Origin of the sequence: Planobispora longispora (genome assembly GCF_016863135.1) — a bacterium.
Classification (GTDB): Bacteria; Actinomycetota; Actinomycetes; order Streptosporangiales; family Streptosporangiaceae; genus Planobispora; species Planobispora longispora.
The window spans coordinates 16,029-40,432 of sequence record NZ_BOOH01000063.1 but is presented as its reverse complement, the minus strand read 5'-3'; the positions used below and the strand labels follow the sequence as shown (position 1 = coordinate 40,432).

The window sequence follows — 24,404 nt, the reverse complement described above, 5'->3', positions numbered from 1 at the left end:
CTCCTTGCGCAGGCATTCGGCGACCAGCGCGCCGAGCCACCCGTCGAGGTCGCCCAGCTCCGGAGGGGCGGTGAGGATGCGGTGCAGCACGGCCGCGATCGAGTCCTGCCCGAACGGCGCCTGGGCGTTGGCCGCGAAGCACATGGTGGCGCCCCAGGCGAAGACGTCGGCTGCCGGGCTGATCTGGCCCCCCTCGACCTGCTCGGGCGCCATGTAGGCGGGGGTCCCCGCACCCCGTCCGGTCTGGGTGGCCGCCGCGTCCAGCGCCCTGGCCAGCCCGAAGTCGATCACTCGGGGGCCGTCGGGGCCGAGCAGGACGTTCTGCGGTTTGAGGTCGCGGTGGACGATCCCGGCCCGGTGGATCGCCGTGAGCGCGGTGGCCGTGCCGATGGCCAGCCGTTCCAGCGACCCGCCCGCCCGGGGGCCGCCGACGGCCACCTCCCGGTGGAGGGAGGGTCCGTCGACGTACTCGCTGACGATGTAGGGGCGGTCGCCCTCCAGCCCCGCGCCGACCACCTGCGCGGTGCAGAACCGCGCCACCTGCTTGGCCAGCTCCACCTCGCGCAGGAACGCGGCCCGTTCCTCCCCGACGGAGCCGTGGAGCAGCTTGACCGCGTACGGATCGGAGCCGGTGGCGGAATGCATGCCGAGATAGACCGCCCCCTGGCCTCCCTCTCCCAGGCGGCCGACGATCTCGTACTCTCCCAGCCGTTCGGGATCCCCCGGCTTGAGCGGCTGCGCATACGGCACGTGGGCCTCCCCTCGCCGCACCACTCCACTCAAGAAGAGGCACCGCGGCCAGTCAACGGGAATGCCGTCGTTCTATCCCGGACCGTGATATTTGTGTAATCATCCCGCCAGAACTAATCAGAGCAACCGGATATCCGACTCTAAACAGTGATGAACCCGGCGTAGTCGTCGAGCACCGGGAGCACCCGATCGGCGGGAGCGCTGGGCAGACTGAGCACGACCTCCTCGATGCCCATCTCCGCGTAGTAGGCGAGCTTCTCCTCACTCGGCACCGTGCCGAACGGGATCACCCGGGCCATCGGCCGCCCGGCCTTCTCACAGGCTTCACTCAGGGCCGGGAGGGCGGCCCGCACCCCCCTGCCGCCGATCGGCATCCAGCCGTCGGCGTACTCGGCGACGTGCGCGAACAGCTTCGGGCCCGCCGCGCCGCCGACGTAGACGGGCGGCCCGGAGACCGGCTTGGGCCAGGACCAGGACGGCTCGAAACGCACGTGGCGCCCCTCGAAGCCCGCCTCCTCCCGGCTCCACAGCTCCTTCATCGCGAGGATGTGCTCGCGGGCGACGTCGCGGCGGGAGCCGTACGGCACGCCGTGGTCCTCGATCTCCTCCACGTTCCAGCCGAACCCGACGCCGATGACCGCCCGGCCGCCGGAGAGGTGGTCGAGGGTGGCGATGGCCTTGGCGGTCACGATGGGCTCCCGCTGGGCGGCGAGCAGGATGCCGGTGCCGAGGCTGAGCCGCTCCGTCACGGCGGCGGCGTGGGAGAGGGCCACCAGCGGGTCGAGCGTGCGACAGTACTCCTCCGGGAGCGTCTCCTGGCCGCCGGCGGGGGGCGTGCGGCGCGAGACCGGGATGTGGGTGTGCTCGGGCAGGTAGAGGGAGACGAACCCGCGCTCCTCCGCCGACCGCGCCAGGTCGGCGACCGGCATCGCCGTGTCGGTGGCGAACATCGTGACACCCAGCCGCATGAAAGACCTCCGGTTCCGCTGCGTCCGCGCGACCAAGCGGATCCGCTTGGCGAACCAAGCGATTGCTCGGTTATCATTCCTAGGGTAGCTTGCTCACGTCGTGGATGACGAGGTCCCCGGACCCGGCCGTCCGCGGCGCGAGTGGGAGCGGGGCGACCCGGCGGGCCCGGCGGTCCTCAGGAAAGGGTGCTCATGGCATTCACCGACTTAGGCGACGTACGGCTGTTCCACACCGACGACGGCTCGGGGGACACGACGCTGCTGCTCGTCCACGGCCTGGGATCGGACTCCCACGAGTGGGTCCACCACATCCCGGCGCTGGCGGAGCACTACCGGGTGATCGCCGCCGACATGCGCGGGCACGGCTACTCGTCCGCCCCGGAGACCGGCAACACCCCCCGTGCCATGGCCGACGACCTCGCCCGGCTCTGCGCCGGGCTGGGGGTCGGGTCGTGCGTCGCGATCGGCCACTCGATGGGCGGGCAGATCGTCTCCCACCTGGCGGTCGAGCACCCCTCGCTGGTCAGCGCGGTGGTCGCGGTCGATCCCGGGTACGGCTTCGCGGGCCCGGTGGCCGACGCCTTCCCCTCGATGATCGAGCGGATGCGCGAGGACACGGTGGGCGTGTCCCTGGCCAACGACCGGTGGACCGCCAACCGGGCGACCCCCGAGTGGATACGCGAGTGGCACCGGCGCAAGATCCTCGGCACCCCTCCGCACGTGCTGCTCCAGGCGTTCGAGGCGATGTTCGGCGGCCCGGACGCGCTCGGGGTCCGGCACAACTCCGACGCCTACCTGGCGCGCCGGGAGTGCCCGGTGCTGAGTCTCTGGTTCGACCCGGCCCAGGCGGCCTGGGAGGCGGGACTGCTGAAGGACCCGCGCTCCAAGGTCGTCACCTGGGAGGGCAGCAGCCACCGGCTGCACGAGGAACGCCCAGCGGAGTTCCTGCTCGTCGTCACCAACTGGCTAAGGAGTCTGTCGTCGTGAAGTTCTCGATATTCCTCAACCCGCAGATTCCCGGCTCGGGCTACTCCCAGGAGGAGAACGCCGTCGCCAAGCGGCCGATCGGGCGGGACATCGAGTCCTACCAGGCGCTGCTGCACGAGGTGCGCGAGATCGCGGTCCACGCCGACCAGATCGGCTTCGACGCGCTCATGATGACCGAGCACCACTTCCACTCCGAGGGCTTCGAGTTCTCGGTCAACCCGCTGATGTTCCTCACCGACCTGGCCGCCAGGACCGAGCGCATCCTGCTGGCCCCGCTGGGCATCGTGCTGCCGGCCTGGGACCCGATCCGCGCCGCCGAGGACGTGGCGCTGCTGGACCACTTCAGCAGGGGCCGGCTCCGCCTGGGCGTGGCCCGCGGCTACCAGAACCGGTGGATGAACGTGCTCGGCCAGCGCTGGCACGCCGCCGCGGCCCGCTCCGACGGCTCGGCCTCCGACACCCGCAACTTCGACGTCTTCGGCGAGGTGCTGAAGATCATGAAGATGGCGTGGACCCAGGACACCCTGCGCTACAAGTCGGACGTGCTGGACTACGAGGTGCCCTCGCCGTACGAGGGGATCGAGGGCTGGCCGGCGCTGGAGTGGACGCGGACGTTCGGCGCCCCCGGCGAGGTGGACGAGCAGGGCCGCATCCACGCGGTCTCGGTCGGGCCCAAGCCGTACCAGAACCCCTACCCGGAGCTGTGGCAGCCGTTCACCATCTCCGACCGCTCGGTGATCCGCGCCGCCCAGGAGGACATCCTGCCCTGGATGTTCACCCCGAACCCGGACGAGCACGCCGCCAAGGCCAAGCTCTACCAGGAGGAGTCGGCCAAGTGCGGCCGGGACTACAAGCTGGGCGAGCACACCGGCATCCTCAAGATCGTCGGTATGGCCGACACCCGCGAGGAGGCCATCGCCACCTACGGCAAGGGCATGCAGAAGGACTTCGCCGCCTTCTTCGGCCCGTTCGGCTACCTGGAGGTCCTGCGCAAGCAGGAGGACGACAAGCACAAGCCGATCAGCCCGGAGAAGGGCGACTTCAAGCGCATGAACGAGGTCGAGATGGCCCTGCTGGGCGGCCCCGACGACGTCAAGCGCGGCATCCAGCGCATGCTCGACCGGATGCCCGACCTGGAGTGGTTCGGCCTGTTCATGCAGGGCCAGCAGGGCGTGCTCCCGCTCGACACCGTCAAGCGCAACCTCGAACTCTTCGCCACCAAGGTCATCCCCGAGTTCGCCGACTGACCCCGGAGACTCATCGCACCGAGTTCACCGACCGGCCCCGGAAACTCCTCGCACCGAGTTCACCGACCGGCCCCGGAGACTCCTCGCACCCCGGGTGCCGACGGGATATGTCCCCCGGCTTCGCCGTGTGACATATCCCGAAATTTCACCATTCACAGAAGGCGGAGTGACCCGTGCAGTTCTGGCTAGGGGCGTCATTCGTTCCGACCGACCAGTTCGTGGAGCTGGCCCGGGTGGCGGAGCGCTGCGGCATCCACACGCTCACGCTGTCCGACCACATCTTCTACGCCGACTTCGACTCCCCCTACCCCTACTCCGACACCGGCTCCCCCCGCTGGGACGCCGACACGCACTGGCCGGACGTGTGGGTGACGATCGGCGCGATGGCGGCGGTCACCTCGACGCTGCGCTTCTCCCCCAACGTCTACATCGCCCCGGCCCGCGACCTGTTCACCGTCGCCAAGCAGGTCTCGACGGCCGCCGTCCTATCCGGGGACCGGGTCTCCTTCGGGGTCGGGGTCGGCTGGTGCAAGGAGGAGTTCGTCCAGACCGGCCAGGACTTCCACACCCGGGGCCGGAGGCTGGACGAGATGATCCCGGCGCTGCGGGCGCTCTGGGCCGGAGGCACGGTCGAACACCACGGCGGGCACTTCGACTTCGGTCCGCTGTCGATCTGCCCCGTGCCCGCCGCGCCCGTGCCGTTCTTCGTCGGCGGCGACAGCGAGGCGGCGCTGCGCCGCGCGGCCCGGCTGGGCGACGGCTGGATCGGCAACCGCGTCTACACCGAGGAACAGCTCGACACGGTCCTCGCCGACCTGCGGCGCTATCTGTCGGAGTACGGCAGGCCGCAGGACGCCCTGGAGATCGTCGCCCCGCTGGCCGTGATGCCCGACGCCGACACCTACCGCCGCTTCGCCGACAAGGGCGTCACCGGGACGATGGCCGCCCCCTGGTGGCTGGCCACGCCGGAGGAGAAGGAGCGGTACGGCCGGGGCAGCCTCGCGCTCAAGACCGCCACCCTCGAACGCTTCGCCGAGGAGGTCGTCGCGAAGATGTGACCGCCCCTCCCGGCGGCGGATCACTCACGACCGTCAAGCGGGAAGCGCGCCCCCGGGTGTTCTCCGGAGGCGCGCTTCCCGTCTGGTCTCCCGGGGGGGCGCGCTTCCCGTCTGGTCTCCCGGGGGGCGCGCTTCCCGTCTGGTCTCCCGGGAGGGCGCGCTTCCCATCTGGTCTCCGGGGCGGGCTCAGGAGCCCGCGAGCCCCATCTCCGACAGGGCCAGGTCCATGAAGGCGCCGATGGGCTCGTCCACCGCGCCGACCCGGTGCAGCGAGGCCATGCCGAGGTAGACGCTGTAGCCCACCACGGCGCGTCCCCGGGCGAGCTCGGGCGGCTGCCCGGCCTCCTCCAGGACCGCCTGCATGAACTCCAGCCGCCGCGCGCTCACCCGGCGGGCCGTCTCGGCGACGAGCGGGTCGTCGGCCGCGCTGATCAGCTGGAAGGCGATCTTGGAGTCCACCGGGTCGCCGAAGGCGAACTCCAGCAGCGTGCGCATGCGCAGGACCGGGTCGGGGATCTCCGACAGCCCGGCGATGATCTCCTCGGTCCCGGCCTCCCAGCGGGTGAGCGCGGCCTCGACCAGCGCCCGGCGGTTGGCGAAGTGCCAGTAGAAGCTGCCCTTGGTGGCGCCGAGCCGTACCGCCACCGGCTCCACCGCGACGGCCGCCAGGCCGCCCTCGGCCAGCGCCTCCAGCGCCGCCGTCGCCCAGTCCTCCGCGCTCAACCGTGCCATCCGGCCAGTCTTCCATACGCGGGCGTATGGCCGGCTCGCGCGCGACCGCGCTGGAGCCGCCCACATTCCGCCGCCCGCGCCGGGCGTCACGTCCAGACGCGGTCGAGGAAGTCCGCGATCAGCGGGGCGATCTCGGGGAGTTTCTCCTCCAGCGCGAAGTGACCGGTGTCCAGGATGTGGAGCTCGGCCTCCGGCAGGTCGCGCAGGTAGGCACGGGCGCCCCGCTCGGTGAAGAACGGGTCGCCCCGGCCCCAGGCGATGAGCGTGGGCGGGACGTGCTCGCGCAGCCAGGCGTGCCAGAGCGGGTACATCCCGACGTTGGCGTGGTAGTCGAAGGCCAGCGCGACCTGGGCCTCCTTGCGCCCCGGCAGGTCGAGGAAGTGCTGGTCGAGCGTCCAGCCGTCGGGGGCGACCAGTTCGGCGTGGCCGGTCCCGCCCTCGTACTGGCCCCGGGTCGCCGGGAGCGTCAGCAGGCCGCGGACGGTCTCCTCGGCGCCGTCGTCCTCCGGACGCAGCGCGATGAAGTCGCGGGCCTGCGGCGACAGCCCCTCCTCGTAGGCGTTGCCGTTCTGGACGACCAGGCCCGCGATCCACTCGGGGCGGCGGGTCGCCAGCCGGAAGCCGATGGGGGCGCCGAAGTCGAAGACGTACATCACGAACCGGGTCAGGCCGAGCCGCTCGACGAAGCCCTCCATGACGTCAGCGAGCCGGTCGAAGCCGTAGGCGAACCCCTCCGGGACCTCGGTGTGCCCGAACCCGGGGTAGTCCGGAGCGATCAGGCGGTACCGCCCGCCCAGGACGTCGATGAGCCGGCGGAACTGGTGCGAGGCCGACGGGAAGCCGTGCAGCAGCAACATAACCGGCGCGTCGGGCCGGGCCGGCGACGAGTCGCGGTAGAAGACCCGCACCCCGTCGACCTCGATGTGGCGGTGCGCGGTGCGGGGGACGTCCAGGAGCCTCATCTCAACGCCTTTCACGGGCCTGCCGGAGGGACTGACCCGATCAGTTCTAACGGATGAGCATCTAACGGGTCAATAGATATTTTGCCGTTAGAAAAATCACTCTCCCCACGTGTCCCGGGGTCATGACCACGCCGCGCGACCGGGCCGCCGCCCGGCTCCCCACCTCGGAGGCGGCGCGCGCACGCCCCGACCCGGGGCCCCTCCGCACCCCTTCCATACGCGGGCGTATAGTCGAACCATACGCAACCGTATGGAGGTGGCTCGTGGTCTACAACATGCACGAACGCGTCGTCCCCGCGTCTCCCGAGCGGGTCTGGGAGCTGCTCATGAACCTCGGCGGCCCGGGAGACCCGCTCTGGCCGCAGGAGAAGGGCCGCTTCCACCTCCCCGAGGGCGTCAAGCCCGGCGCCCCCGTCGAGCACGACCCGATGCGCTACCGGGTGGGGGCCGTCGAGCCCTGCCGCAGGATCTGGTTCGACACCAAGGAGATGACCGGCGGGCACGGCTTCACGCTCCACCCCGCCGAGGGCGGCACCCTCGTCCGGCACGAGATCAAGGGACGCACCACGGGCCTGTTCCGGCTGCTGTGGCCGGTGCTGATCCGCTGGCAGCACGACGCCGTCCTGGAGCGGCTCCTGGACAACCTGGAGCGGGAGGCCAGCCGTGCGGACGTTGACTGACCAGATCATCGCCCGCCCCGACTTCGCCGAACGGCACGAGATCACCATCACCGCCTCGCGCGAGCGGGTCTGGGACGCGGTGACCACGCTGAACCCGACGGACCTGCGGGCGGCCCGGCCGCTCTTCGCCATCCGCGAGCTGGCCTCCCGGCTCCGCGGCGGCCACGGGCGGCGGGGCGGGCACGGACAGGAGAACGGCCGCGGACCAGGGAACGGCCTCGGACCAGGGGACGCCCGCGGTCAGGGGAGCACTCCGTCCTTCCCCTTCACCCAGCTGGCCGCGGACTCCGGCCGCGAGACGGTCCAGGGACTGATCGGCCAGTGGTGGCGGCTGGGCGGCTCCCACGACCCCTCCTTCGGGGACCTCGACGCCTTCCGGGCGTTCGACACGCCCGGCTACGCCAAGGCGACGTTCAACTTCCTGCTCCTCGACGACGCCGGGCCGGGCCGGATCCGTCTGGTGACCGAGACGAGGATCCTGGCCACCAGCCCCGACGCCCGGCGGGCCATGGGCCGATACTGGCGGATCATCCGGCTGGGCAGCGGCCTGGTCCGGCTGGTCATGTTGCGTGCCATCCGGGACCGGGCCACCCGATAGCCTGGCCCGGTGCTGGAAGAGATCACGGCGACCCGCTACGTCACGCCGCTGCGTGAGGGCGGGTCGCTTCCCGGGGTGATGGAGGCCGACGACCTCGGCACCTACGCCGTGAAGTTCCGAGGCGCCGGGCAGGGGCGCCGGGTGCTGGTGGCGGAGATCGTCTGTGCCGAGCTGGCCCGGCGGCTCGGCTTCCGCACCCCCGAGCTGAAGGTGGTCGACGTCGATCCGCAGCTCGGCGCCCGCGAACCCGACGAGGAGATCCAGGACCTGCTCAAGGCCAGCGCCGGGCGCAACCTCGCGGTCGACTTCCTGCCCGGCGCGCTCGGCTTCGAGCCGCTCACCTGGCCGCCCGATCCCGCCTTCGCCTCCCGGCTGCTCTGGTTCGACGCGCTGATCCACAACGTCGACCGGAGCTGGCGCAACCCCAACCTGCTGCTCTGGCACGGCGACGTCTGGCTGATCGACCACGGCGCCGCCCTCTGGTTCCACCACAATTGGCGCACCGCCGACCCGCAGCGCGGCTTCGACGCGGGCGACCACGTCCTGGCCCCCTTCGCCACCGCGATGGCCGAGGCCGACGCGGAGCTGAGCGAGCGGATCACCCCCGGGCTCCTCGGCGAGGTGCTGGCCGAGGTCCCGGACGAATGGCTGGCCGACGAGCCGGGGTTCGACGACGCGCAGGCCGTGCGGGAGGCGTACACCGGGCACCTGCTCGCCCGCGCGCACGGGCCGCGGGCCTGGCTGCCGGAGCCCTCCGCGGCTCCCCGGCAGGAGAAGAAGTCCGGTTCGGTCGGTGCGTTCTGGAAGGGCACCCGATGAGAGACGTCTACGAGTACGCCGTCATCCGGGTCGTCCCCCGCGTCGAACGCGGCGAGCTGATCAACGCGGGCATCCTGCTCTACTGCCAGCCGCGCGACTACCTGTGCGCGCGGGTGGAGCTGGACGAGGCACGGCTGCGCGCGCTCGACGCCCACGCCGACGTCGACGGGGTACGGCACGCGCTCGACGCCTACCGGATCTCCTGCGACGACGACACGGGCCCGCTGTCCAGGGAGTCGCTCGGCAGCCGGTTCCGCTGGCTCACCGCGCCGCGCAGCACGATCGTGCAGGCCGGCCCGGTGCACGCCGGACTGACCGACGCCCCCGAGGGCGAGCTGGAGCACCTGATGGACCGGCTGGTGCGGCCCTCCTGAGACTCCGGGCCGCCGCACCACGGGACCGGGTCAGAACCGCGGGACCGGGTCAGAACCGCGGGACCGGGTCAGAACCGCGGGACCGGGTCAGAAGAGCACCGACATGAAGGTGTCGACCTCTTTGAAACCCGCCCTGCGGTAGGCGGCCCTGGCCGGGGCGTTGTAGTCGTTGACGTACAGCGTGACCGTCGGGGCGAAGCAGTCGAGCGCCTGCCGGACCACCGCGGCCATCCCGGCCGCCGCGTGGCCCCGGCCGCGCAGGTCGGGGTGGACCCAGACGCCCTGGATCTGGCAGGCCAGCGGGGTGACCGCGCCGATCTCGGCCTTGAAGACCACGGTGCCGTCGTCGATCCGGGCGTAGGAGCGGCCGATCCTGATCAGCTCGGCGACCCGCGAGCGGTAGAGCGCTCCGCCGTCGCCCGCCTCCGGGGAGACGCCCACCTCCTCGGTGAACATCGCCACGCAGGCCGGCAGGACGGTCTCGAAGTCCTCCATCCGCACCCGCCGCACCAGCGGGTCGTACGGGATCGGCGAATACGCCGAGGTGGCCATGACGGGCTGGGCCCAGCGGACGGCGCGGGCCGGCCCCCAGTGCGGCTCCAGCCGCTCCCAGAGCAGCTCGACCGCGTCGATCGGACCGACGACCGAGGAGCAGCGGCGGCCCTGCCGGCGCGCCCGGTCGGCGAAGGCGTGCACCGCCTCGGGACCGGCGTTCACCGGAACCAGGTTGGCCCCGGAGTAACAGAGGGATGTCAGGGTCCCGCGTGACCCGAATCCCCACATCTGGCCGCCGAGCCGGGCCGGATTGAGCCCGACGGACCGGACCCTGGAGGCGACGAAGACATTGGCGACGGGGTCGGCGTCGAGAAGCGCCAGAACCTCGTCACGGTCGTTGTCGTCGAGTACGCGCGACGCCGTTGTGCGCAGCATCACGGGCCCAGCCTACGCGACCTCCTCGATTTTGGCAGGAACCGACGCAGAGACCGACACACAACGTCACACGGGGCGTCACGTGGCGATCGGTGCGAGGGGTCCCTCATCTCCCCAGTCCGGGAGATGCCGGCATGCGCGCGGCCTGCCGTACGGGCTCGGCGGGCTGGGGCGCGGGAGTGGTGGCGCAGCGCGCGTCGGGCCCGCTCGGGGCGCGGCGGGCCGGACCGGGCACGACGCCGTCCCTGAGATAGGCGGCCAGGTGCCGGTCCACGCACGCGTTCCCGGCGAGGGAGACGCCGTGGTTGCCGCCGGGCTCGGTCACCATGCGGGAGCGGGCGAAGACCCGGCGCAGCTCCAGCGCCCCGGGGTAGGGGGTGGCGGCGTCCCACCGGGACTGGATGATCAGGGCGGGCGGGAGCCTGCGGTCGTTCCGGATGGGCACCGGGGTGGCGCCCCGCCCGGACCAGAATCCGCACGGCGCGTTGAACCAGGTGTTCGACCAGGCCATGAAGGGACTGCGGGCGTGGATCGCGGTCGTGTCCGCCTTCCACCGCCGCCAGTCACGCGGCCAGTGGGCCTCGCCGCACTGCACCGCGAGGTAGACGGCGTAGCCGTTCTCCTCCTCGGCGTCGCCCGCGGCGTAGCGGCGGTGGGCGCTCACCAGGGGCTCCGCGTCGCCTCTGCGCACGTAGGCCGAGAGGGCCTGGGCCAGCTGCGGCCAGACCGTGTCGGAGTAGCCGCCGACGGTGTAGACGTCGTCGAACTCGCTGGGGCCGATCACGCCCCCGGCGGGACGGGCGCGCAGGCGCTGCCGGGTGGAGTACCACGCGAAGGAGACCTCCCGGCCGGTCTTGCCCAGCCGGTAGACGTCGTTGTGCCGCGCCGTCCACCGCAGGAAGTCGCGGTGCCGCCGGTCGAAGGCGGCGTTCTGGCGGAGGTTGGACTCGTACCAGACGTGGCGGGGGTCGACCGCGCTGTCCAGGACGAGGCGCTTGACGCGGCCGGGGAAGAGCGTCGCGTAGACCGAGCCGAGGTAGGTGCCGTAGGAGTAGCCCAGGAAGCTGATCTTCTCCTCGCCCAGCGCCTGCCTGATCCGGTCCATGTCCCGGGCGGTGTTCTCGGTGGTCACGTGGGGCAGCAGCCAGCTCCACCGCATCGCGCACGCGTCGGCGTACCGGCGGGCGCGGTCGAGCAGGACGGACTCCTCTTGGGCGTTCCTCGGCACGTTGTCGGGACGCGGGGCGGCGTAGTGCTCGGCCGGGTCCGCGCACCGCAGCGCCGGCTCGCTGCGGCCCACCCCGCGCGGGTCGAAGCCGATCACGTCGAAGCGCTCGGCCAGCCGGGCGGGGAGCTTCGCCGCGACGTACTGGGCCATGAGCAGCCCGGAGGCGCCCGGCCCCCCGGGGTTGACCAGCAGCGCGCCCAGGTGGTCGCGGTCGCGGGAGGCCGTCCCCTTGATCCGGTTCAGCGCGATGGAGATGGTCTGGTACGGCTCGCGGTAGTCGAGCGGCACCCGGAGCGTGGCGCACTCCACCACCCGGTCGGAGGGCACGAGCGTGGTGTCGCCGGCCCGGCCGTCCCCCGTCTCGCAGGGCCCCCACGTCAAACCGTCGTGGTGGGTGCGGGCGACCGCCTGCGGCGGCGCTCCGGCGGTGGCGGCGAGCAGCATGGCTCCCGTGACGACCCCGACGACCCTCTTCACTGGACTCCCTCTCCTCATCCGGCAGAGGAGATGGTCCCCCGGGCGGCCTCGCGGCCACGGCCGCCCGGCCAGACGCTTACCAATGTGTAGTCAACTGATTGCTCTCTGTAATAAGAGTGCCCGCGGCGGGGGCGGATCCGCCCGCGCGGGGGTCAGCGGACGACGACCTCGGGGCCGGGGGCGTCGGCGTCGTCCAGGTCGACCTCGACGCCCATCTCCTCGGCCAGGCGCAGGGCCTCCTCGATCAGGGTCTCCACGATCTGCGACTCGGGCACGGTCTTGATGACCTCGCCCTTGACGAAGATCTGGCCCTTGCCGTTGCCGGAGGCGACGCCGAGGTCGGCCTCGCGGGCCTCGCCGGGGCCGTTGACCACGCAGCCCATGACCGCCACCCGGAGCGGGACCTTCAGCCCCTCCAGGCCGGCCTGCACCTGCTCGGCCAGGGTGTAGACGTCGACCTGGGCCCGGCCGCACGACGGGCAGGAGACGATCTCCAGGCCGCGCTCGCGCAGGCCCAGCGACTCCAGGATGCCGATGCCGACCTTGATCTCCTCCACCGGCGGGGCCGACAGCGAGACGCGGATGGTGTCGCCGATGCCCTCGGCCAGCAGCGCGCCGAAGGCCACGGCGGACTTGATGGTGCCCTGGAAGGCCGGACCGGCCTCGGTGACGCCCAGGTGCAGCGGGTAGTCGCACTTCTGCGCGAGCAGCCGGTACGCCTGGATCATCACGACCGGGTCGTTGTGCTTGACCGAGATCTTGATGTCCCGGAAGCCGTGCTCCTCGAAGAGCGAGCACTCCCACAGCGCCGACTCCACCAGCGCCTCGGGGGTCGCCTTGCCGTACTTCTGCAGCAGGCGCGGGTCGAGCGAGCCGGCGTTGACGCCGATCCGGATCGGCACCCCGTGGTCGGCGGCGGCCTTGGCGATCTCGCCGACCTTGTCGTCGAACTTCTTGATGTTGCCCGGGTTGACCCGGACCGCCGCGCAGCCCGCCTCGATCGCGGCGAAGACGTACTTCGGCTGGAAGTGGATGTCGGCGATCACCGGGATCTGCGACTTCTTCGCGATGATCGGCAGCGCCTCGGCGTCGTCCTGGGACGGCACCGCCACCCGGACGATCTGGCAGCCGGACGCGGTCAGCGCGGCGATCTGCTGGAGCGTGGCGTTGACGTCGGCGGTGACCGTGGTGGTCATGGACTGCACCGAGACCGGCGCGTCACCGCCCACCGGGACGGAGCCGACCATGATCTGGCGGGAACGGCGTCGCTCGGCGATCGGCTTGGTCCTGACCGAGGGGATCCCGAGAGCAACAGAAGTCATTTTCAGCCCTTTGAAGAGTCGACGACGCGTCCAGTCTAGGTAGTCGCGGTGAGCTCGCGTGCCCGCGCCCGCGCCCACGCGTCGGCCGCCAGGACCTCCTCGACCGAGCCCGCCCCGGTGACGTCGTGCTCGGCGACGACCGCGGCCACGGTGTCCACGATGCCGAGGAACGGCAGCCGTCCGGCCAGGAAGGCGTCCACGCACACCTCGTTGGCGGCGTTGTAGACGGCCGGAGCCGTGCCGCCCGCGGAGCCGACGTGGCGGGCGAGCGCGACGGAGGGGAACGCCTCGTCGTCGAGCGGCTCGAAGGTCCACGTGTGGGCCTTCGTCCAGTCGACGGCGGAGGCGGCGCCGGGGATCCGGCCCGGCCAGCCGAGGGCCAGCGCGATCGGCAGCCGCATGTCGGGCGGACTGGCCTGGGCGATGGTCGAGCCGTCGACGAACTCCACCATCGAGTGGATGATCGACTGCGGGTGGACCACGACGTCGATCCGGTCGAAGCCGATGTCGAAGAGCAGGTGGGCCTCGATGACCTCCAGGCCCTTGTTGACGAGTGTGGCGGAATTCACCGTGATGACCGGCCCCATCGACCAGGTGGGGTGGGCCAGGGCCTGCTCGGGTGTGACGTTCTCCAGCTCCGCGCGGGACCGGCCGCGGAAGGGCCCGCCGCTCGCCGTGACGACCAGTTTCCGTACGGCCGACGCGTCCGGCCCGGCCGGTCCGGCGGCCCACAGGCACTGGGCGAGCGCGGAGTGCTCGGAGTCGACCGGGATCAGCTGCCCCGGCTCGGCCAGGCGCTTGACCAGCGGCCCGCCGACGATCAGGGACTCCTTGTTGGCGAGGGCGAGCGTGCGTCCCGCCTCCAGCGCGGCCAGCGTCGAGGTCAGCCCGAGGGCCCCGGTGACGCCGTTGAGCACGATGTCGCACGGCCAGGCCGCCGCCTCGGCGACCCCCTCGGGGCCCGCGAGGATCTTCGCCGTCACGCCGTGCACGGCCAGGGCCTCCTTGAGCGCCGGCACGGCCGCCGGATCGGCCACGGCCACGGCCTCGGGCCGGAACTCGGCCGTCTGGCGGGCCAGCAGGTCGATCCGGCCGCCTCCGGCGGCGAGGGCGACGACCCGGAGGCCCCCGGGGTCGCGGGCGATGACGTCGAGGGACTGGGTGCCGACGGAGCCGGTCGAGCCGAGCAGGACGACGGAGCGAGTGATGTCTGGCTGCACCGTCCCATTCTCCCGGCCGCCGCGGACATGTCGAATCGGCATGGAAATCCGTTACCTACGAAACGGGGGATAAAAAACGTTATTTACGCCCGAATCTTGCTATATCAATAGTTGCAAATCTTGAGAAATGCGGACATCCAGCGCACTAGCTTCCCGAGTCAGCATCAGGTTTCGGGAGGTATACATGCGCCGCAAGGCACGCCTGGTCCCCATTCTCACCCTCGCCGTCGGAAGCGCCCTGCTGCCCGCGACGATCGCGTACGGCGACACCGCCGCCGTGGCGCCCGCCACCCCGCAGCCCGCCGAGAAGGAGGCCGCCGACACCGCAAGCGAGCAGCGCGTCGTCCAGCGCTACTGGACCGAGGCCAAGATGGAGGCCGCCCAGCCACTCGACAGTCTCGCCCCGAAGAAGGAAGGCATCCGCCTCACCGCCGAGACGCTCGCCGCCCAGACCGCGGCCCGCCCCGTCTCGATCCCCGCGACGACCGCGAGCGGCGACGCCGTCACCCCCCTCCAGGCCGAGGCCGCCGCGGCCCGCGCCACCTCCGGATCCCCCTGGACGCGCGGCGGAGCGATCACCAAGACCGCCGGCCGGGTGTTCTTCACCTACCAGGGCAGAAACGCCTCCTGCTCCGCCAATGCCGTGACCAGCGAGAACAAGAGCACCGTGATCACCGCGGGGCACTGCGTGAAGATGGGCGGCTCCTTCCACGGCAACTGGGTCTTCGTGCCCGGCTACGACAACGGCAACCGGCCGTACGGCACGTGGGTGGCCACCACCCTCTACACCACCCCCCAGTGGAACAACTCCGAGGACATCAACTACGACGTCGCCGCCGCCGTGGTGGCCCCGCTGAACGGCCAGCGGCTGACCGACGTGGTCGGCGGCCAGGGCGTCGCCTTCAACCAGGCGCGGCGCCAGCAGATGCACGCCTTCGGCTACCCCGCGGCCGGCCCGTACGACGGCTCCAGGCTGATCTACTGCAGCGGGCGGGCCTTCGACGACTTCCTGCTCAGCCGCGACCTCGGCCTGAGCTGCAACATGACCGGCGGATCGAGCGGCGGCCCCTGGTTCCTCAACTTCAACGAGAGCACCGGGCTGGGCACGCAGAACTCGGTGAACAGCTTCAAGTACAACTTCGCCGCCAACTGGATGTTCGGCCCCTACTTCGGCTCCGAGGCCCGCGCCGTCTACGACGCCGCGCAGCGCACCGACACGCCGTAGAATTCACCGAAAGTAGCAGCAAGAACACATCTGGTAGTGCACACTCGGCTCCTATGACTTCGAGCCTCGTCCTGTTTGCGGTCGCCTCGCTCGTCACCGGGCTGGCGGGTGTCTCACCGACCGGCGCGACGGTCACGGAGCATCCGGGCCGGGCTGCCGCCGCCGCCCGGGCGGTCCAGTCACTCACGGCCGCGCCGGGATCCGGCGAGACCCCCGTCGTCGAGCACGCGGCCGCCCGCAGCGCGGCGGAGCAGCGCCGTGTGCTCGACTACTGGACCCCCGTGCGGATGGCCCGGGCTCTCCCGATCGACCTGCTCGGAACGGTGACCGGGACGCTCCGGCGCCCGGACGCCCCCGGCGGATCGGGCGCCCCGGGCTCCCGGAAGGCCCCGGCCGCCCCGGAGCGCCGGCCCGCGGCCGCCGGGCCCGGCACGTCCACCAGCGGATCCCGCTGGACCGCAGGCGGGCTGGTGGGCAGGACCACCGGCCGCGTGTTCCTCACCCTCAACGGCGTCGACTTCGTGTGCTCGGCGAGCTCGGTCAGGAGCGCCAACAAGGACCTCGTGGTCACCGCCGGGCACTGCGTCAAGGACGGCACCGGCGCCTGGGCGGACAACTGGACCTTCGTTCCCGGCTACGACCAGGGCCGCCAGCCGTACGGGCAGTTCACCGCCCGCCGCATGTTCGTCGCGGGCCCGTGGTCGAGCAGCGCGGACGACAGCCACGACATCGGCATGGTCGCGCTCAACGCGCGCGACGGCGCGCACCTGACGGAGGCCGTCGGCTTCCAGGAGATCGCCTTCGGCTCGCCCCGGGGTCGCCACACCTACGGCTTCGGCTTCCCCGTGGACCCTCCCTACAACGGCGAGCATCTGATCTACTGCGCCGGCCCGCTCCGCCAGGACCCCCACGACCAGACCCGCAACCAGGGCCTGCCCTGCGGCATGACCGCCGGATCCAGCGGCGGCCCCTGGTTCACCGGCTTCGACCCCTCCACCGGCCGCGGCACCGTCACCTCGGTGAGCAGCTTCAAATACAGCAACGACCAGGGCACGATGTACGGCCCCTACTTCGGCGACATCGCCAAGAACCTCTACGCCACCGCCCAGAACGCATAGCGGGTTGCGCCTACGGCACCGGTCACGTTCGTGCGGCGGCTCGCCGTACCGGCGCCACGAGGGATAAGCCCATCGGTGGCAGCGGGTGGGGTGATGGCGCGCCGTATCGGCGCAGCCCGCGCCGTACCCACGAGCGCCGTACGGCGCAGCCCGCGCCGTACTACAGGGACAGGCCGGTGAGGACCATGACCTTCTCGTAGGTGTAGTCGGCGATGGCGGAGCGGATGCCCTCGCGGCCGACGCCGGAGTCCTTGACGCCGCCGTAGGGCATCTGGTCGGCGCGGTAGGACGGGACGTCGCCGATGATCACGCCGCCGACCTCGAGTTCGCGGTTGGCGCGGAAGGCGAGGTCGAGGTTGCGGGTGAACACGCCGGCCTGCAGGCCGTACTTCGAGGCGTTGACCGCGGCGAAGGCCTCGTCGGGGCCGGAGACGGTCTGGACGATCATGACGGGGCCGAAGACCTCCTCGCAGGAGACCTTGGCGTCGGCGGGCACGTCGGCCAGGACGGTCGGGGTGACGGTGGCGCCGTCGCGGGCGCCGCCGGTCAGGACGCGGGCGCCGGCCGCGACGGCCTCGTTGACCCACTGCTCGACGCGCTCGGCGGCCTCGACCGAGACGAGCGGGCCGACCTGGGTCTTCTCGTCGGCCGGGTCGCCGGTCACCAGGGCCTCGACGGCCGGGACGAGCTTGGCCAGGAAGTCCTCGCGCACGGACTCCTCGACGATGACCCGCTGGACCGCGATGCAGCTCTGGCCCGCCTGGTAGTTGGAGAACAGCGCCACCCGGGAGGCGGCCCAGTCGAGGTCGGCGTCGGCGAGGACGACCGCGGCGGCGTTGCCGCCGAGTTCCAGGGTGACGTGCTTGCGCGGCACCTGGTCCATGATGGCGTAGCCGACCGGGCCGGAGCCGGTGAAGGAGACCACCGGGAGGCGGGGGTCGGCCACCAGCGCGGCGGCGCGGTCGTTGGGCACCGGGAGCACGGAGAACATGCCGGCGGGCAGGTCCGTCTCGGCGAGGATCTCACCGAGCACCAGGGCGGAGATCGGGGTCGCGGGGGCGGGCTTGACGATGACCGGCGCGCCGACGGCGACGGCCGGGGCGACCTTGTGGGCGACCAGGTTGAGCGGGAAGTTGAACGGCGTGATCGCCAGGATCGGGCCGTGCGGGACGCGCGAGACATAGGCGAGGCGGCCGGCCGCGGCGGGCTCGGTGTCCAGGCGCAGGGCCTCGCCGCTGAGGCGGCGGGTCTCCTCGGCGGCGAACCGGAAGGTGGAGATCGCGCGGTTGACCTCGCCGCGGGCCCAGAAGAGGGGCTTGCCGTTCTCCTCCATGATGAGGTGGGCGATCTCGTCGGCGCGCTCGGCCAGGCGGCGCGAGACGTGCGCGAGGGCCTCCGCCCGCACGTGGATCGGGAGCGCGGCGGCCTCCTTCCGCACGGCGTCCGCCGCGGCGACGGCCTCCTCGACCTGGCCGGGGGTGGGCACGGAGCAGACGCCGACGACGCGGCCGTCATGGGAGTTGGTCACGGTGAGCTCGGCGTCCCCGGTCGCGGGGCGGCCGGCGAGCCAGAAGGGGCGCACGTCCATGCCTTCGACCGTATGTCACCCGCCCGGGCCCGGCCTTACTCCACTCCGCACAAGACCGTCACCCCCGCTCGACGATCCGCATAAAAGTGTCTACCACCTGCTTATGTAACGAAATCAGGATCTTTTCAGGATATTTATGCGTACAGCGGTTTGAAGGATCTTCACCCTGGCTACGTCTCTCGGGTGGCCACCCCCGAGCGGAAAGGAGCGTCCCCATGACCTCCCCGGCGCCGCTCGGACTGCAGGGCGCCTACCTGCTCGGCGAGCGCGCCGGCTACGACGAGCTCCGCGCCCGCCTCCTCGACGTGGCCAGCCAGCTCCTGGTCACCGTCGGACCGGAGAGCCTGTCGATGCGGCGCATCGCGGCCGAGGCCGGGTGCTCGACGACCGTCATCTACACCATGTTCGGCAGCAAGGAGGGCCTGGCGGAGGCGCTCTACCTGGAGGGTTTCGAGCGGTTCCGGCGCCGGCTGGACACCGTGCCCCCGAGGAAGAACGCCCTGGAGCACCTCACCGCCCTCGGCCCCGCCTACCGGGAGGCCGCGCTGGCCGAGCCCGGCTACTACGGGCTGATGTTCGAGAAGGCGATCCCCGGCTTCACGCCCAGCGAGCGGGCCAGGACGCTGGCCCGGGCCGCGCTCAACATCTTCGACCGGGTGATCTCCGACTGCATCTCGGCGGGGTACCTCATCCCCACGCAGCCCAGGAAGATCGCCGACTCCCTGTGGGCCGCGGCCCAGGGCGCGATCAGTCTGGAACGTGCCGGGCACCTGCGCGACGGGCGCGCCTACGAGGGCGTCACCCACGCCGTCATCTACCGCTACCTGACGGAGGAGGGCAGGGAGACGGCCGCCCGGCTCTGAGGCCGGCCCCCTATGCGGTCTCGTCCCCCACGTTCAGCGCCACCCAGAGCTCGGCGCGGGCCGCCGGGTCGTCGAGGTCGCGGCCCAGGATCTCGGCGACGCGGCGCATGCGGTAGCGCAGGGTGTGCCGGTGCACGCCGAGCCGCTGGGCCGCGGCGTCCCAGTGCCCGTTGCACGCCAGGTAGGCGCGGAGCGATTCCAGCAGGTCCGCGCGGGAGCCGTACTCCCGCAGGGGGGCGAGCAGCGCCGCGGAGAACGCCTCGGCCGCCTCGGCGTCCAGCAGGGCGAGCAGGCCCTGACCGGCGAGGTCGGAGAATCGCATGACGGGCTCGGCCCCGCGGCGGGCCGCGGCGAGCGCGCGGTCGGCCTGGGCGAACCCCGTCCGCAGTTCCTCCGGGGCCGCCGGGGCGCCGACGCCGACCGGGCCGTGCCCGGCGAGGGCCGCGGCGACGGCGTCCGCCCGCGCCGCGGGCACGACGGCGACCACCCGGCCGTCGGCCACCGCGGCGAACTCCTCCCCCGCGGCCTCCAGCACCGCCTCGGGATCGCCTCCGGCGGCCAGCACCGTCAGCGGGCCGTCGGGGAGCCGGTCCCCCAGCAGCTCCAGCACCTGCCGTCCCGCCTCCATCTCGCCCGCGAGCAGCAGCCGGAGCACCGCCGAACGCACCCTGCGCTCGGCGGCGAGGTTCTCGCGGCCGTGCTCCAGGACCAGGGTGAGCAGGGACCCGGCCGCGTTGACCACGGTGTGCTCGACCGGCGTGAAGGGCTTGCCGAGCCCGACCGCGAAGAAGCCCCTGGCCCGGGGGGCGCCGAAGGGCTGGACGACGACGTGCTCCCCCGGGGTGGAGAGCGCGAGGCTGGCGGGGGCGCCGCCCGGGGAGCGGCCCCGGAGCCGGCCGAGCTCGGGCAGGACGCCGGCGACGGCGTCCGCGCCCCGGCCCGCCGCGTGCCGTACGGCTCCCGCCTCGTCGAGCAGCGCCGCCCAGCCGCCGAGCTCCCGGGCCAGCCGGTCGATCACCGCCCGCGGCCCCTCGGGGCGGAGCGCCGCGCGGGTGAGACGGCCCTGCGCGGCGAAGGCCCGGGTGATCTCCTCGTACTGCTCGGCGGCCAGCAGGTCGCTGACCGCCTTGCCGATCGCGACGAACGGGGTCTCGCGCGGCACCTCCAGGAGCGGGAGCCCGGCCCGGGCGGCGGCGTCCAGCAGCTCGCCGGGGATGGCCTCGTGGCCCAGCCCGACGCCGAACCCCAGCCCGGCGATCCCCCGGGCGACCAGGCGCTCGACGTACGGCGCGGCGTTCGCCCCGGCCAGGCGCATCCCCGTGGTGAGAACGAGCTCGCCCCCCTCCAGGAACGGGGTGGGGTCCTCCAGCTCGCTGACCGCGACCCAGCGCACCGGCCGGTCGAGCGCCTCCTGCCCGGCCAGGACGGCGAGCCCGAACGGCAGCCGCCGCACGACGGTGCGGAGCGTCGGCGCCACAACCACCCCCGGTTTGTACGTTACGGCCAGAGCGCTCCCTGCGATTTTGCCATAGTGCATCATCGGCATCACGGCATGCCCGACATACCGTCACAGCATGAGCACCGTCACCCAGGGCGGCCCGTCCCTCCCGCAGGAGCGCCGCGTCGTCACCGAGATCCCCGGGCCGAAGTCCCGCGAGATGTTCGCCCGCAAGCAGGCCGCCGTCCCGCCGGGCATCGGCACCACACTGCCGGTCTTCGTGACGCACGCCGGTGGCGGTGTCGTCGTCGACGCCGACGGCAACTCCCTGATCGACTTCGGCTCGGGCATCGCGGTGACCAACGCGGGCAACTCCGCGCCGCGCGTGGTCGAGCGGGTCCAGCGGCAGGTGGCGAACTTCACGCACACCTGCTTCATGGTCACGCCGTACGAGTCGTACGTGCAGGTCGCCGAGAAGCTCAACGAGATCACCCCCGGCGACCACGAGAAGCGCACTTTCCTGCTCAACAGCGGCGCCGAGGCCGTGGAGAACGCGGTCAAGGTCGCCCGGCACGCCACCGGCCGCCAGGCCGTCGTCGTCTTCGACCACGGCTACCACGGCCGGACCCTGCTGACGATGTCGCTGACGGCCAAGAACATGCCGTACAAGCACCGCTTCGGCCCGTTCGCCCCCGAGGTCTACCGGGTGCCGCTGGCCTACCCGTTCCGCTGGCCGACGGGCCCGGAGAACTGCGCCGAGGAGGCCGCGGCCCAGGCGATCGACCAGATCAACAAGCAGATCGGCGCCGAGAACGTGGCGGCGGTGGTGATCGAGCCGATCGCGGGCGAGGGCGGCTTCATCGAGCCGGCCAAGGGCTTCCTGCCGAGGATCGCCGAGTTCTGCGCGGCCAACGGGATCGTCTTCATCGCCGACGAGGTGCAGACCGGCTTCGCCCGCACCGGCGACCTGTTCGCCTGCGAGGACGAGGGCGTCGTCCCCGACATCATCGTCACCGCCAAGGGCATCGCCGGCGGCCTGCCGCTGGCGGCCGTCACCGGCCGCGCCGAGATCCTCGACAAGGTCCACGTCGGCGGCCTGGGCGGCACCTACGGCGGCAACCCGCTCGCCTGCGAGGCGGCGCTCGGCGTCCTGGAGACGATCGAGGCCGAGGACCTGGTCGGCAAGGCCCGCCGCATCGGCGAGGTCATGCTCCCGCGCCTGCGCGCCATCGCGGAGAAGGCCCCGATCGTGGGCGACGTGCGCGGCCGCGGCGCGATGATCGCCATCGAGCTGGTCGTCCCCGGGACCAAGGAGCCGCACCCCACGGCCGCCGGTGAGATCGCCAGGAGGTGCCACGCCGAGGGCCTGCTGGTGCTGACCGCCGGCACCTACGGCAACGTCCTGCGCTTCCTGCCGTCGCTGGTCATGCCTGACCACCTCCTGGAAGAGGGCTTGACGATCCTGGAGAAGGTCATCAGCGAGATCTGAGGTTTACGCCTGCGGGTGATCGCCGGACGGTTTCCGAGCGGTCTCCGAGCAGAAGGGGCACCCGGCTTGATGCCTGGTGCCCCTTTTGTCATTGCGCGAATCGCACGCTGGGGGCGATTTAACCCTCACTTGGCCTCCAGCAAAGCGATCACCGAAGGTGCTGGCGTTATAACGGTTCCGACAGGTGGCTGAGCGGTCAGGACAGGAGGCGTGGTGGACTGGAGGCCGACCAGAACGGTACGGACCATGGTGACGTTCGATCCCGAAGGCCTGACCCCCGCCCAGTGTGACGGTGACGCCTGCGTGGCCTGCCACAAGAAGTGGCCCCGCCCGAGGGCCAGGATCGGCCGGCTGCCCAACGGCGCGGCCCTGTTCGCCTGCCCGGAGTGCGCCGCCGCGCTGACTCCCGAGCCGGTGGGGAACGTCTACCCGCTCCCCTTCAGGGTGGCCTTCTCCTGAAGAAGGCCGGGAGCCTCCTGAAGGTCCGGGAACTCCTGTGAGGCCGGGAACTCCTGAGAGGCCGGGAAACGGGAAAAGGGACGTGCCCTCCCCCGCCGGATCGGGGAAGGGCACGCGGGGTGAGCGGGTCGGGCTCACCCGGGTTCGCCTGGCGGACTACTTGGTGAAACCGACAGCGGTCCAGTCCTTCGGGTCGGCGTAGCCGAAGGCGCCGTAGTTGGCCAGGTTCTTCTTGGTCGCGTAGATGCTCGGACGCTGGTACATCGGGAGGGTGTGGACCAGGTCCCAGATCAGCTTGTCGGCCTGGTTGCCCAGGTCGATGGCCTTCTGCGGGTCCATCTCGCCGGCCGCCTGCTCGATCAGGGCGTCCAGCTCGGGGGTGCCGACGCGCGGGAAGTTGCTGCCGTAGTTCTCGGCGCTCTCCGGCGTCTTGTAGATCTGCGGCAGGGCGCCGTTCGGGAACGGCGTGCCCAGCCAGGAGAACGGCGCGATGTCGAAGTTGCCGGGGATGACGTAGTCGTCGAAGAACTTGTCGTCCGGGACCGGCTCGACGTTGACCTTGACGCCGATCTCCTTCAGCATCGCCTGGGTGAGCTCACCCTCCTGCTTGGCGACGGCGATCGAGGACGGGTAGGTGAAGCGGATGGCGAACTCCTTGCCGTCCTTCTTGCGGTACTCGCCCTCCTGCTTCCAGCCCGCGGCCTCCAGCAGCTGCTTGGCCTTCTCCGGGTTGTACTTGCCGACCTCGCCGGAGTTGTCCACGTAACCTTTGTGGGTGTTCATGTACAGGTGGTTGTTGAGCGTCTGGATCGGCCAGTCCATGTCCTTGAGGTCGGACGCGGCGATCGTCTCGCGGTTGATGCCCATGGAGATGGCCTGCCGGACCGACTTGTCCTTCAGCAGCTCGGCCGAGCCGTTGACGGTGAAGTGACGCCAGTTCGGGGCCGCCGCCTTGCGGATGTCGACGTTCGGCACCTCCTTGGCCCGCTTGAGGTCGGAGGCGTTGGCCGGGATCTCGAAGGCGTCGATCTCGCCGTTGGCGAAGGCGTTCATCGTCGCGCCGTCCTCGATGGCGCGGAAGAGCACCTTGTCGAGCTTGGCCTTGCGGCCCCACCAGTTGTCGTCACGGACCAGGGTGACGGTCTTGGTGGTCTCGTCGAGCTTCTCGACCTTGAACGGGCCCGCGGTGACCGGGATCTTGCCGACCCAGCCCTTGTTGAAGACCTCGGGGTCTTCGTTGGTGGAGGCCGGGTAGAGGGGCGAGAACATGCCCTTCCAGTCCGGGTAGTTCTTCTCGAAGGTCACCACGACGTCCTTGTCGGTGGCGCCCTTCTCCACCGACTTGACCCGGTCGTAGCCGTCGGTCGAGGAGACCTGGTACTTCTTGTCGGAGCCGTTCAGGGCCTTCCACTGCGCCTGGAAGTCCTTGTAGGTGATCGGCGTCCCGTCCGACCAGGCGGCCTTCTCGTGGATCTTGTAGGTGACGACCTGGACGCCGTCCTTGATCTCCATGTTCCACTCGGTCACGTAGTCCGGGTGGTTGTTGACGTCGGCCTTGTCGTCGGAGAGGAAGGCGCTCGGCATGACGGCTTCCATGACGTTGTCGGTGTTGTCGTGGGTGCCGTTGACCTGGTTGTAGTTCCAGTTGGCCTGCCACGAGCTGAGCGCCAGGGTCACGGTGCCGCCGTCGGCGACCTGCTCGTAGGGGACGGGGTTGATGGTGCTGCCCGGGAGCTGCGCCGCGGCCTCCTTGGCGGCCTCGGTCGAGGCGGCCTTGGGCTTGTCGGCGGCGCCGCCGCCGCAGGCGGTGAGGGCCATGGCCAGGAGCGCGGCTCCGGCGGCGGCCTTGTAGCCAACCTTCACGTGTTCCTC

Annotated in this window: 22 protein-coding genes and 1 pseudogene; 12 read left to right on the top strand and 11 right to left on the bottom strand. The window is 71.5% G+C overall.

What is annotated here, in order from left to right; all coding sequences use genetic code 11:
• Positions 1 to 27: 27 nt before the first annotated feature.
• Positions 28 to 645, bottom strand: a pseudogene (locus Plo01_RS35360) (serine/threonine-protein kinase); the annotation flags it as partial.
• 245 nt (positions 646 to 890) lie between these two features.
• Complete coding sequence (locus Plo01_RS35355; protein WP_203895130.1) at positions 891 to 1,718, bottom strand: LLM class F420-dependent oxidoreductase; 828 nt, start codon at positions 1,716 to 1,718, stop codon at positions 891 to 893.
• A gap of 192 nt (positions 1,719 to 1,910) precedes the next feature.
• Here Plo01_RS35355 and Plo01_RS35350 point away from each other — a divergent pair, with 192 nt between their 5' ends.
• The 3 genes from Plo01_RS35350 to Plo01_RS35340 all read left to right on the top strand — a co-directional run bounded on the left by Plo01_RS35350 (position 1,911) and on the right by Plo01_RS35340 (position 5,010).
• The gene (locus tag Plo01_RS35350; protein WP_203895129.1) at positions 1,911 to 2,705 is read left to right on the top strand and encodes an alpha/beta fold hydrolase; all 795 of its coding nucleotides are present in this window, start codon (positions 1,911 to 1,913) and stop codon (positions 2,703 to 2,705) included.
• On the top strand, positions 2,702 to 3,952 hold the full coding sequence (locus Plo01_RS35345; RefSeq protein ID WP_203895128.1) for an LLM class flavin-dependent oxidoreductase: 1,251 nt from the start codon (positions 2,702 to 2,704) through the stop codon (positions 3,950 to 3,952). The genes Plo01_RS35350 and Plo01_RS35345 overlap by 4 nt, the downstream gene beginning before the upstream one ends.
• Positions 3,953 to 4,125: 173 nt before the next feature.
• Positions 4,126 to 5,010 carry a TIGR03619 family F420-dependent LLM class oxidoreductase gene (locus tag Plo01_RS35340; RefSeq protein WP_203895127.1) on the top strand — a complete coding sequence of 295 codons (885 nt, stop codon included), beginning with the start codon at positions 4,126 to 4,128 and terminating at the stop codon, positions 5,008 to 5,010.
• A 186-nt stretch (positions 5,011 to 5,196) separates the two neighbouring features.
• Here Plo01_RS35340 and Plo01_RS35335 read toward each other — a convergent pair whose 3' ends face one another.
• Together Plo01_RS35335 and Plo01_RS35330 are read right to left on the bottom strand one after the other, a co-directional pair.
• The gene (locus Plo01_RS35335; protein WP_203895126.1) at positions 5,197 to 5,742 is read right to left on the bottom strand and encodes a TetR/AcrR family transcriptional regulator; all 546 of its coding nucleotides are present in this window, start codon (positions 5,740 to 5,742) and stop codon (positions 5,197 to 5,199) included.
• 86 nt (positions 5,743 to 5,828) lie between these two features.
• The gene (locus Plo01_RS35330) at positions 5,829 to 6,704 is read right to left on the bottom strand and encodes an alpha/beta fold hydrolase (RefSeq protein ID WP_203895125.1); all 876 of its coding nucleotides are present in this window, start codon (positions 6,702 to 6,704) and stop codon (positions 5,829 to 5,831) included.
• Between the two features lie 263 nt (positions 6,705 to 6,967).
• Here Plo01_RS35330 and Plo01_RS35325 point away from each other — a divergent pair, with 263 nt between their 5' ends.
• From Plo01_RS35325 to Plo01_RS35310, 4 genes are read left to right on the top strand one after another with little or no spacing between them, the layout of a single operon-like run.
• A complete protein-coding gene (locus tag Plo01_RS35325) occupies positions 6,968 to 7,384 on the top strand; it encodes an SRPBCC family protein (RefSeq protein ID WP_203895124.1) in 417 nt (138 codons plus the stop codon).
• Positions 7,368 to 7,982 carry a hypothetical protein gene (locus Plo01_RS35320; RefSeq protein ID WP_203895123.1) on the top strand — a complete coding sequence of 205 codons (615 nt, stop codon included), beginning with the start codon at positions 7,368 to 7,370 and terminating at the stop codon, positions 7,980 to 7,982. The genes Plo01_RS35325 and Plo01_RS35320 overlap by 17 nt, the downstream gene beginning before the upstream one ends.
• A 9-nt stretch (positions 7,983 to 7,991) precedes the next feature.
• Positions 7,992 to 8,801 carry a HipA family kinase gene (locus Plo01_RS35315; RefSeq protein ID WP_203895122.1) on the top strand — a complete coding sequence of 270 codons (810 nt, stop codon included), beginning with the start codon at positions 7,992 to 7,994 and terminating at the stop codon, positions 8,799 to 8,801.
• Complete coding sequence (locus tag Plo01_RS35310) at positions 8,798 to 9,175, top strand: DUF3037 domain-containing protein (RefSeq protein ID WP_203895121.1); 378 nt, start codon at positions 8,798 to 8,800, stop codon at positions 9,173 to 9,175. Before Plo01_RS35315 ends, Plo01_RS35310 begins: the two co-directional genes overlap by 4 nt.
• A gap of 87 nt (positions 9,176 to 9,262) precedes the next feature.
• Here Plo01_RS35310 and Plo01_RS35305 read toward each other — a convergent pair whose 3' ends face one another.
• From Plo01_RS35305 to dxr, 4 genes are all read right to left on the bottom strand, one after another.
• A complete protein-coding gene (locus Plo01_RS35305; RefSeq protein WP_203895176.1) occupies positions 9,263 to 10,105 on the bottom strand; it encodes a GNAT family N-acetyltransferase in 843 nt (280 codons plus the stop codon).
• A 106-nt stretch (positions 10,106 to 10,211) separates the two neighbouring features.
• A complete protein-coding gene (locus Plo01_RS35300; RefSeq protein WP_203895120.1) occupies positions 10,212 to 11,810 on the bottom strand; it encodes an alpha/beta hydrolase in 1,599 nt (532 codons plus the stop codon).
• A gap of 152 nt (positions 11,811 to 11,962) precedes the next feature.
• Positions 11,963 to 13,132, bottom strand: a complete 1,170-nt coding sequence (ispG, locus tag Plo01_RS35295; RefSeq protein WP_203895119.1) for a flavodoxin-dependent (E)-4-hydroxy-3-methylbut-2-enyl-diphosphate synthase — start codon at positions 13,130 to 13,132, stop codon at positions 11,963 to 11,965.
• A gap of 35 nt (positions 13,133 to 13,167) precedes the next feature.
• Positions 13,168 to 14,352, bottom strand: a complete 1,185-nt coding sequence (gene dxr, locus Plo01_RS35290; protein ID WP_373871757.1) for a 1-deoxy-D-xylulose-5-phosphate reductoisomerase — start codon at positions 14,350 to 14,352, stop codon at positions 13,168 to 13,170.
• A gap of 184 nt (positions 14,353 to 14,536) precedes the next feature.
• Here dxr and Plo01_RS35285 point away from each other — a divergent pair, with 184 nt between their 5' ends.
• Positions 14,537 to 15,577: a trypsin-like serine peptidase gene (locus tag Plo01_RS35285; protein WP_203895117.1), complete on the top strand. Its 1,041-nt coding sequence runs from the start codon at positions 14,537 to 14,539 to the stop codon at positions 15,575 to 15,577.
• Positions 15,578 to 15,630: 53 nt separating this feature from the next.
• Positions 15,631 to 16,695 (top strand): trypsin-like serine peptidase, encoded by a 1,065-nt coding sequence (locus tag Plo01_RS35280; protein ID WP_203895116.1) that lies wholly within the window; start codon positions 15,631 to 15,633, stop codon positions 16,693 to 16,695.
• Between the two features lie 160 nt (positions 16,696 to 16,855).
• Here the strand turns inward: Plo01_RS35280 and Plo01_RS35275 are convergent, their stop codons facing one another.
• On the bottom strand, positions 16,856 to 18,283 hold the full coding sequence (locus Plo01_RS35275; RefSeq protein ID WP_203895115.1) for an aldehyde dehydrogenase family protein: 1,428 nt from the start codon (positions 18,281 to 18,283) through the stop codon (positions 16,856 to 16,858).
• Between the two features lie 215 nt (positions 18,284 to 18,498).
• Here Plo01_RS35275 and Plo01_RS35270 point away from each other — a divergent pair, with 215 nt between their 5' ends.
• Positions 18,499 to 19,146 carry a TetR/AcrR family transcriptional regulator gene (locus Plo01_RS35270; protein WP_203895114.1) on the top strand — a complete coding sequence of 216 codons (648 nt, stop codon included), beginning with the start codon at positions 18,499 to 18,501 and terminating at the stop codon, positions 19,144 to 19,146.
• Positions 19,147 to 19,156: 10 nt separating this feature from the next.
• On the opposite strand, the gene Plo01_RS35265 is transcribed toward Plo01_RS35270, so the two are convergent.
• Positions 19,157 to 20,629 (bottom strand): PucR family transcriptional regulator, encoded by a 1,473-nt coding sequence (locus Plo01_RS35265; protein WP_373871756.1) that lies wholly within the window; start codon positions 20,627 to 20,629, stop codon positions 19,157 to 19,159.
• A 91-nt stretch (positions 20,630 to 20,720) separates the two neighbouring features.
• Between Plo01_RS35265 and gabT the strand changes: the two genes are divergently transcribed.
• Together gabT and Plo01_RS35255 are read left to right on the top strand one after the other, a co-directional pair.
• Positions 20,721 to 22,073 carry a 4-aminobutyrate--2-oxoglutarate transaminase gene (gene gabT, locus Plo01_RS35260; RefSeq protein WP_203895113.1) on the top strand — a complete coding sequence of 451 codons (1,353 nt, stop codon included), beginning with the start codon at positions 20,721 to 20,723 and terminating at the stop codon, positions 22,071 to 22,073.
• A gap of 213 nt (positions 22,074 to 22,286) precedes the next feature.
• Positions 22,287 to 22,532, top strand: coding sequence for a hypothetical protein (locus Plo01_RS35255; RefSeq protein WP_373871755.1), 246 nt, complete (start codon positions 22,287 to 22,289; stop codon positions 22,530 to 22,532).
• Positions 22,533 to 22,688: 156 nt separating this feature from the next.
• Here the strand turns inward: Plo01_RS35255 and Plo01_RS35250 are convergent, their stop codons facing one another.
• The gene (locus Plo01_RS35250) at positions 22,689 to 24,395 is read right to left on the bottom strand and encodes an ABC transporter family substrate-binding protein (protein ID WP_203895112.1); all 1,707 of its coding nucleotides are present in this window, start codon (positions 24,393 to 24,395) and stop codon (positions 22,689 to 22,691) included.
• Positions 24,396 to 24,404 lie beyond the last annotated feature (9 nt).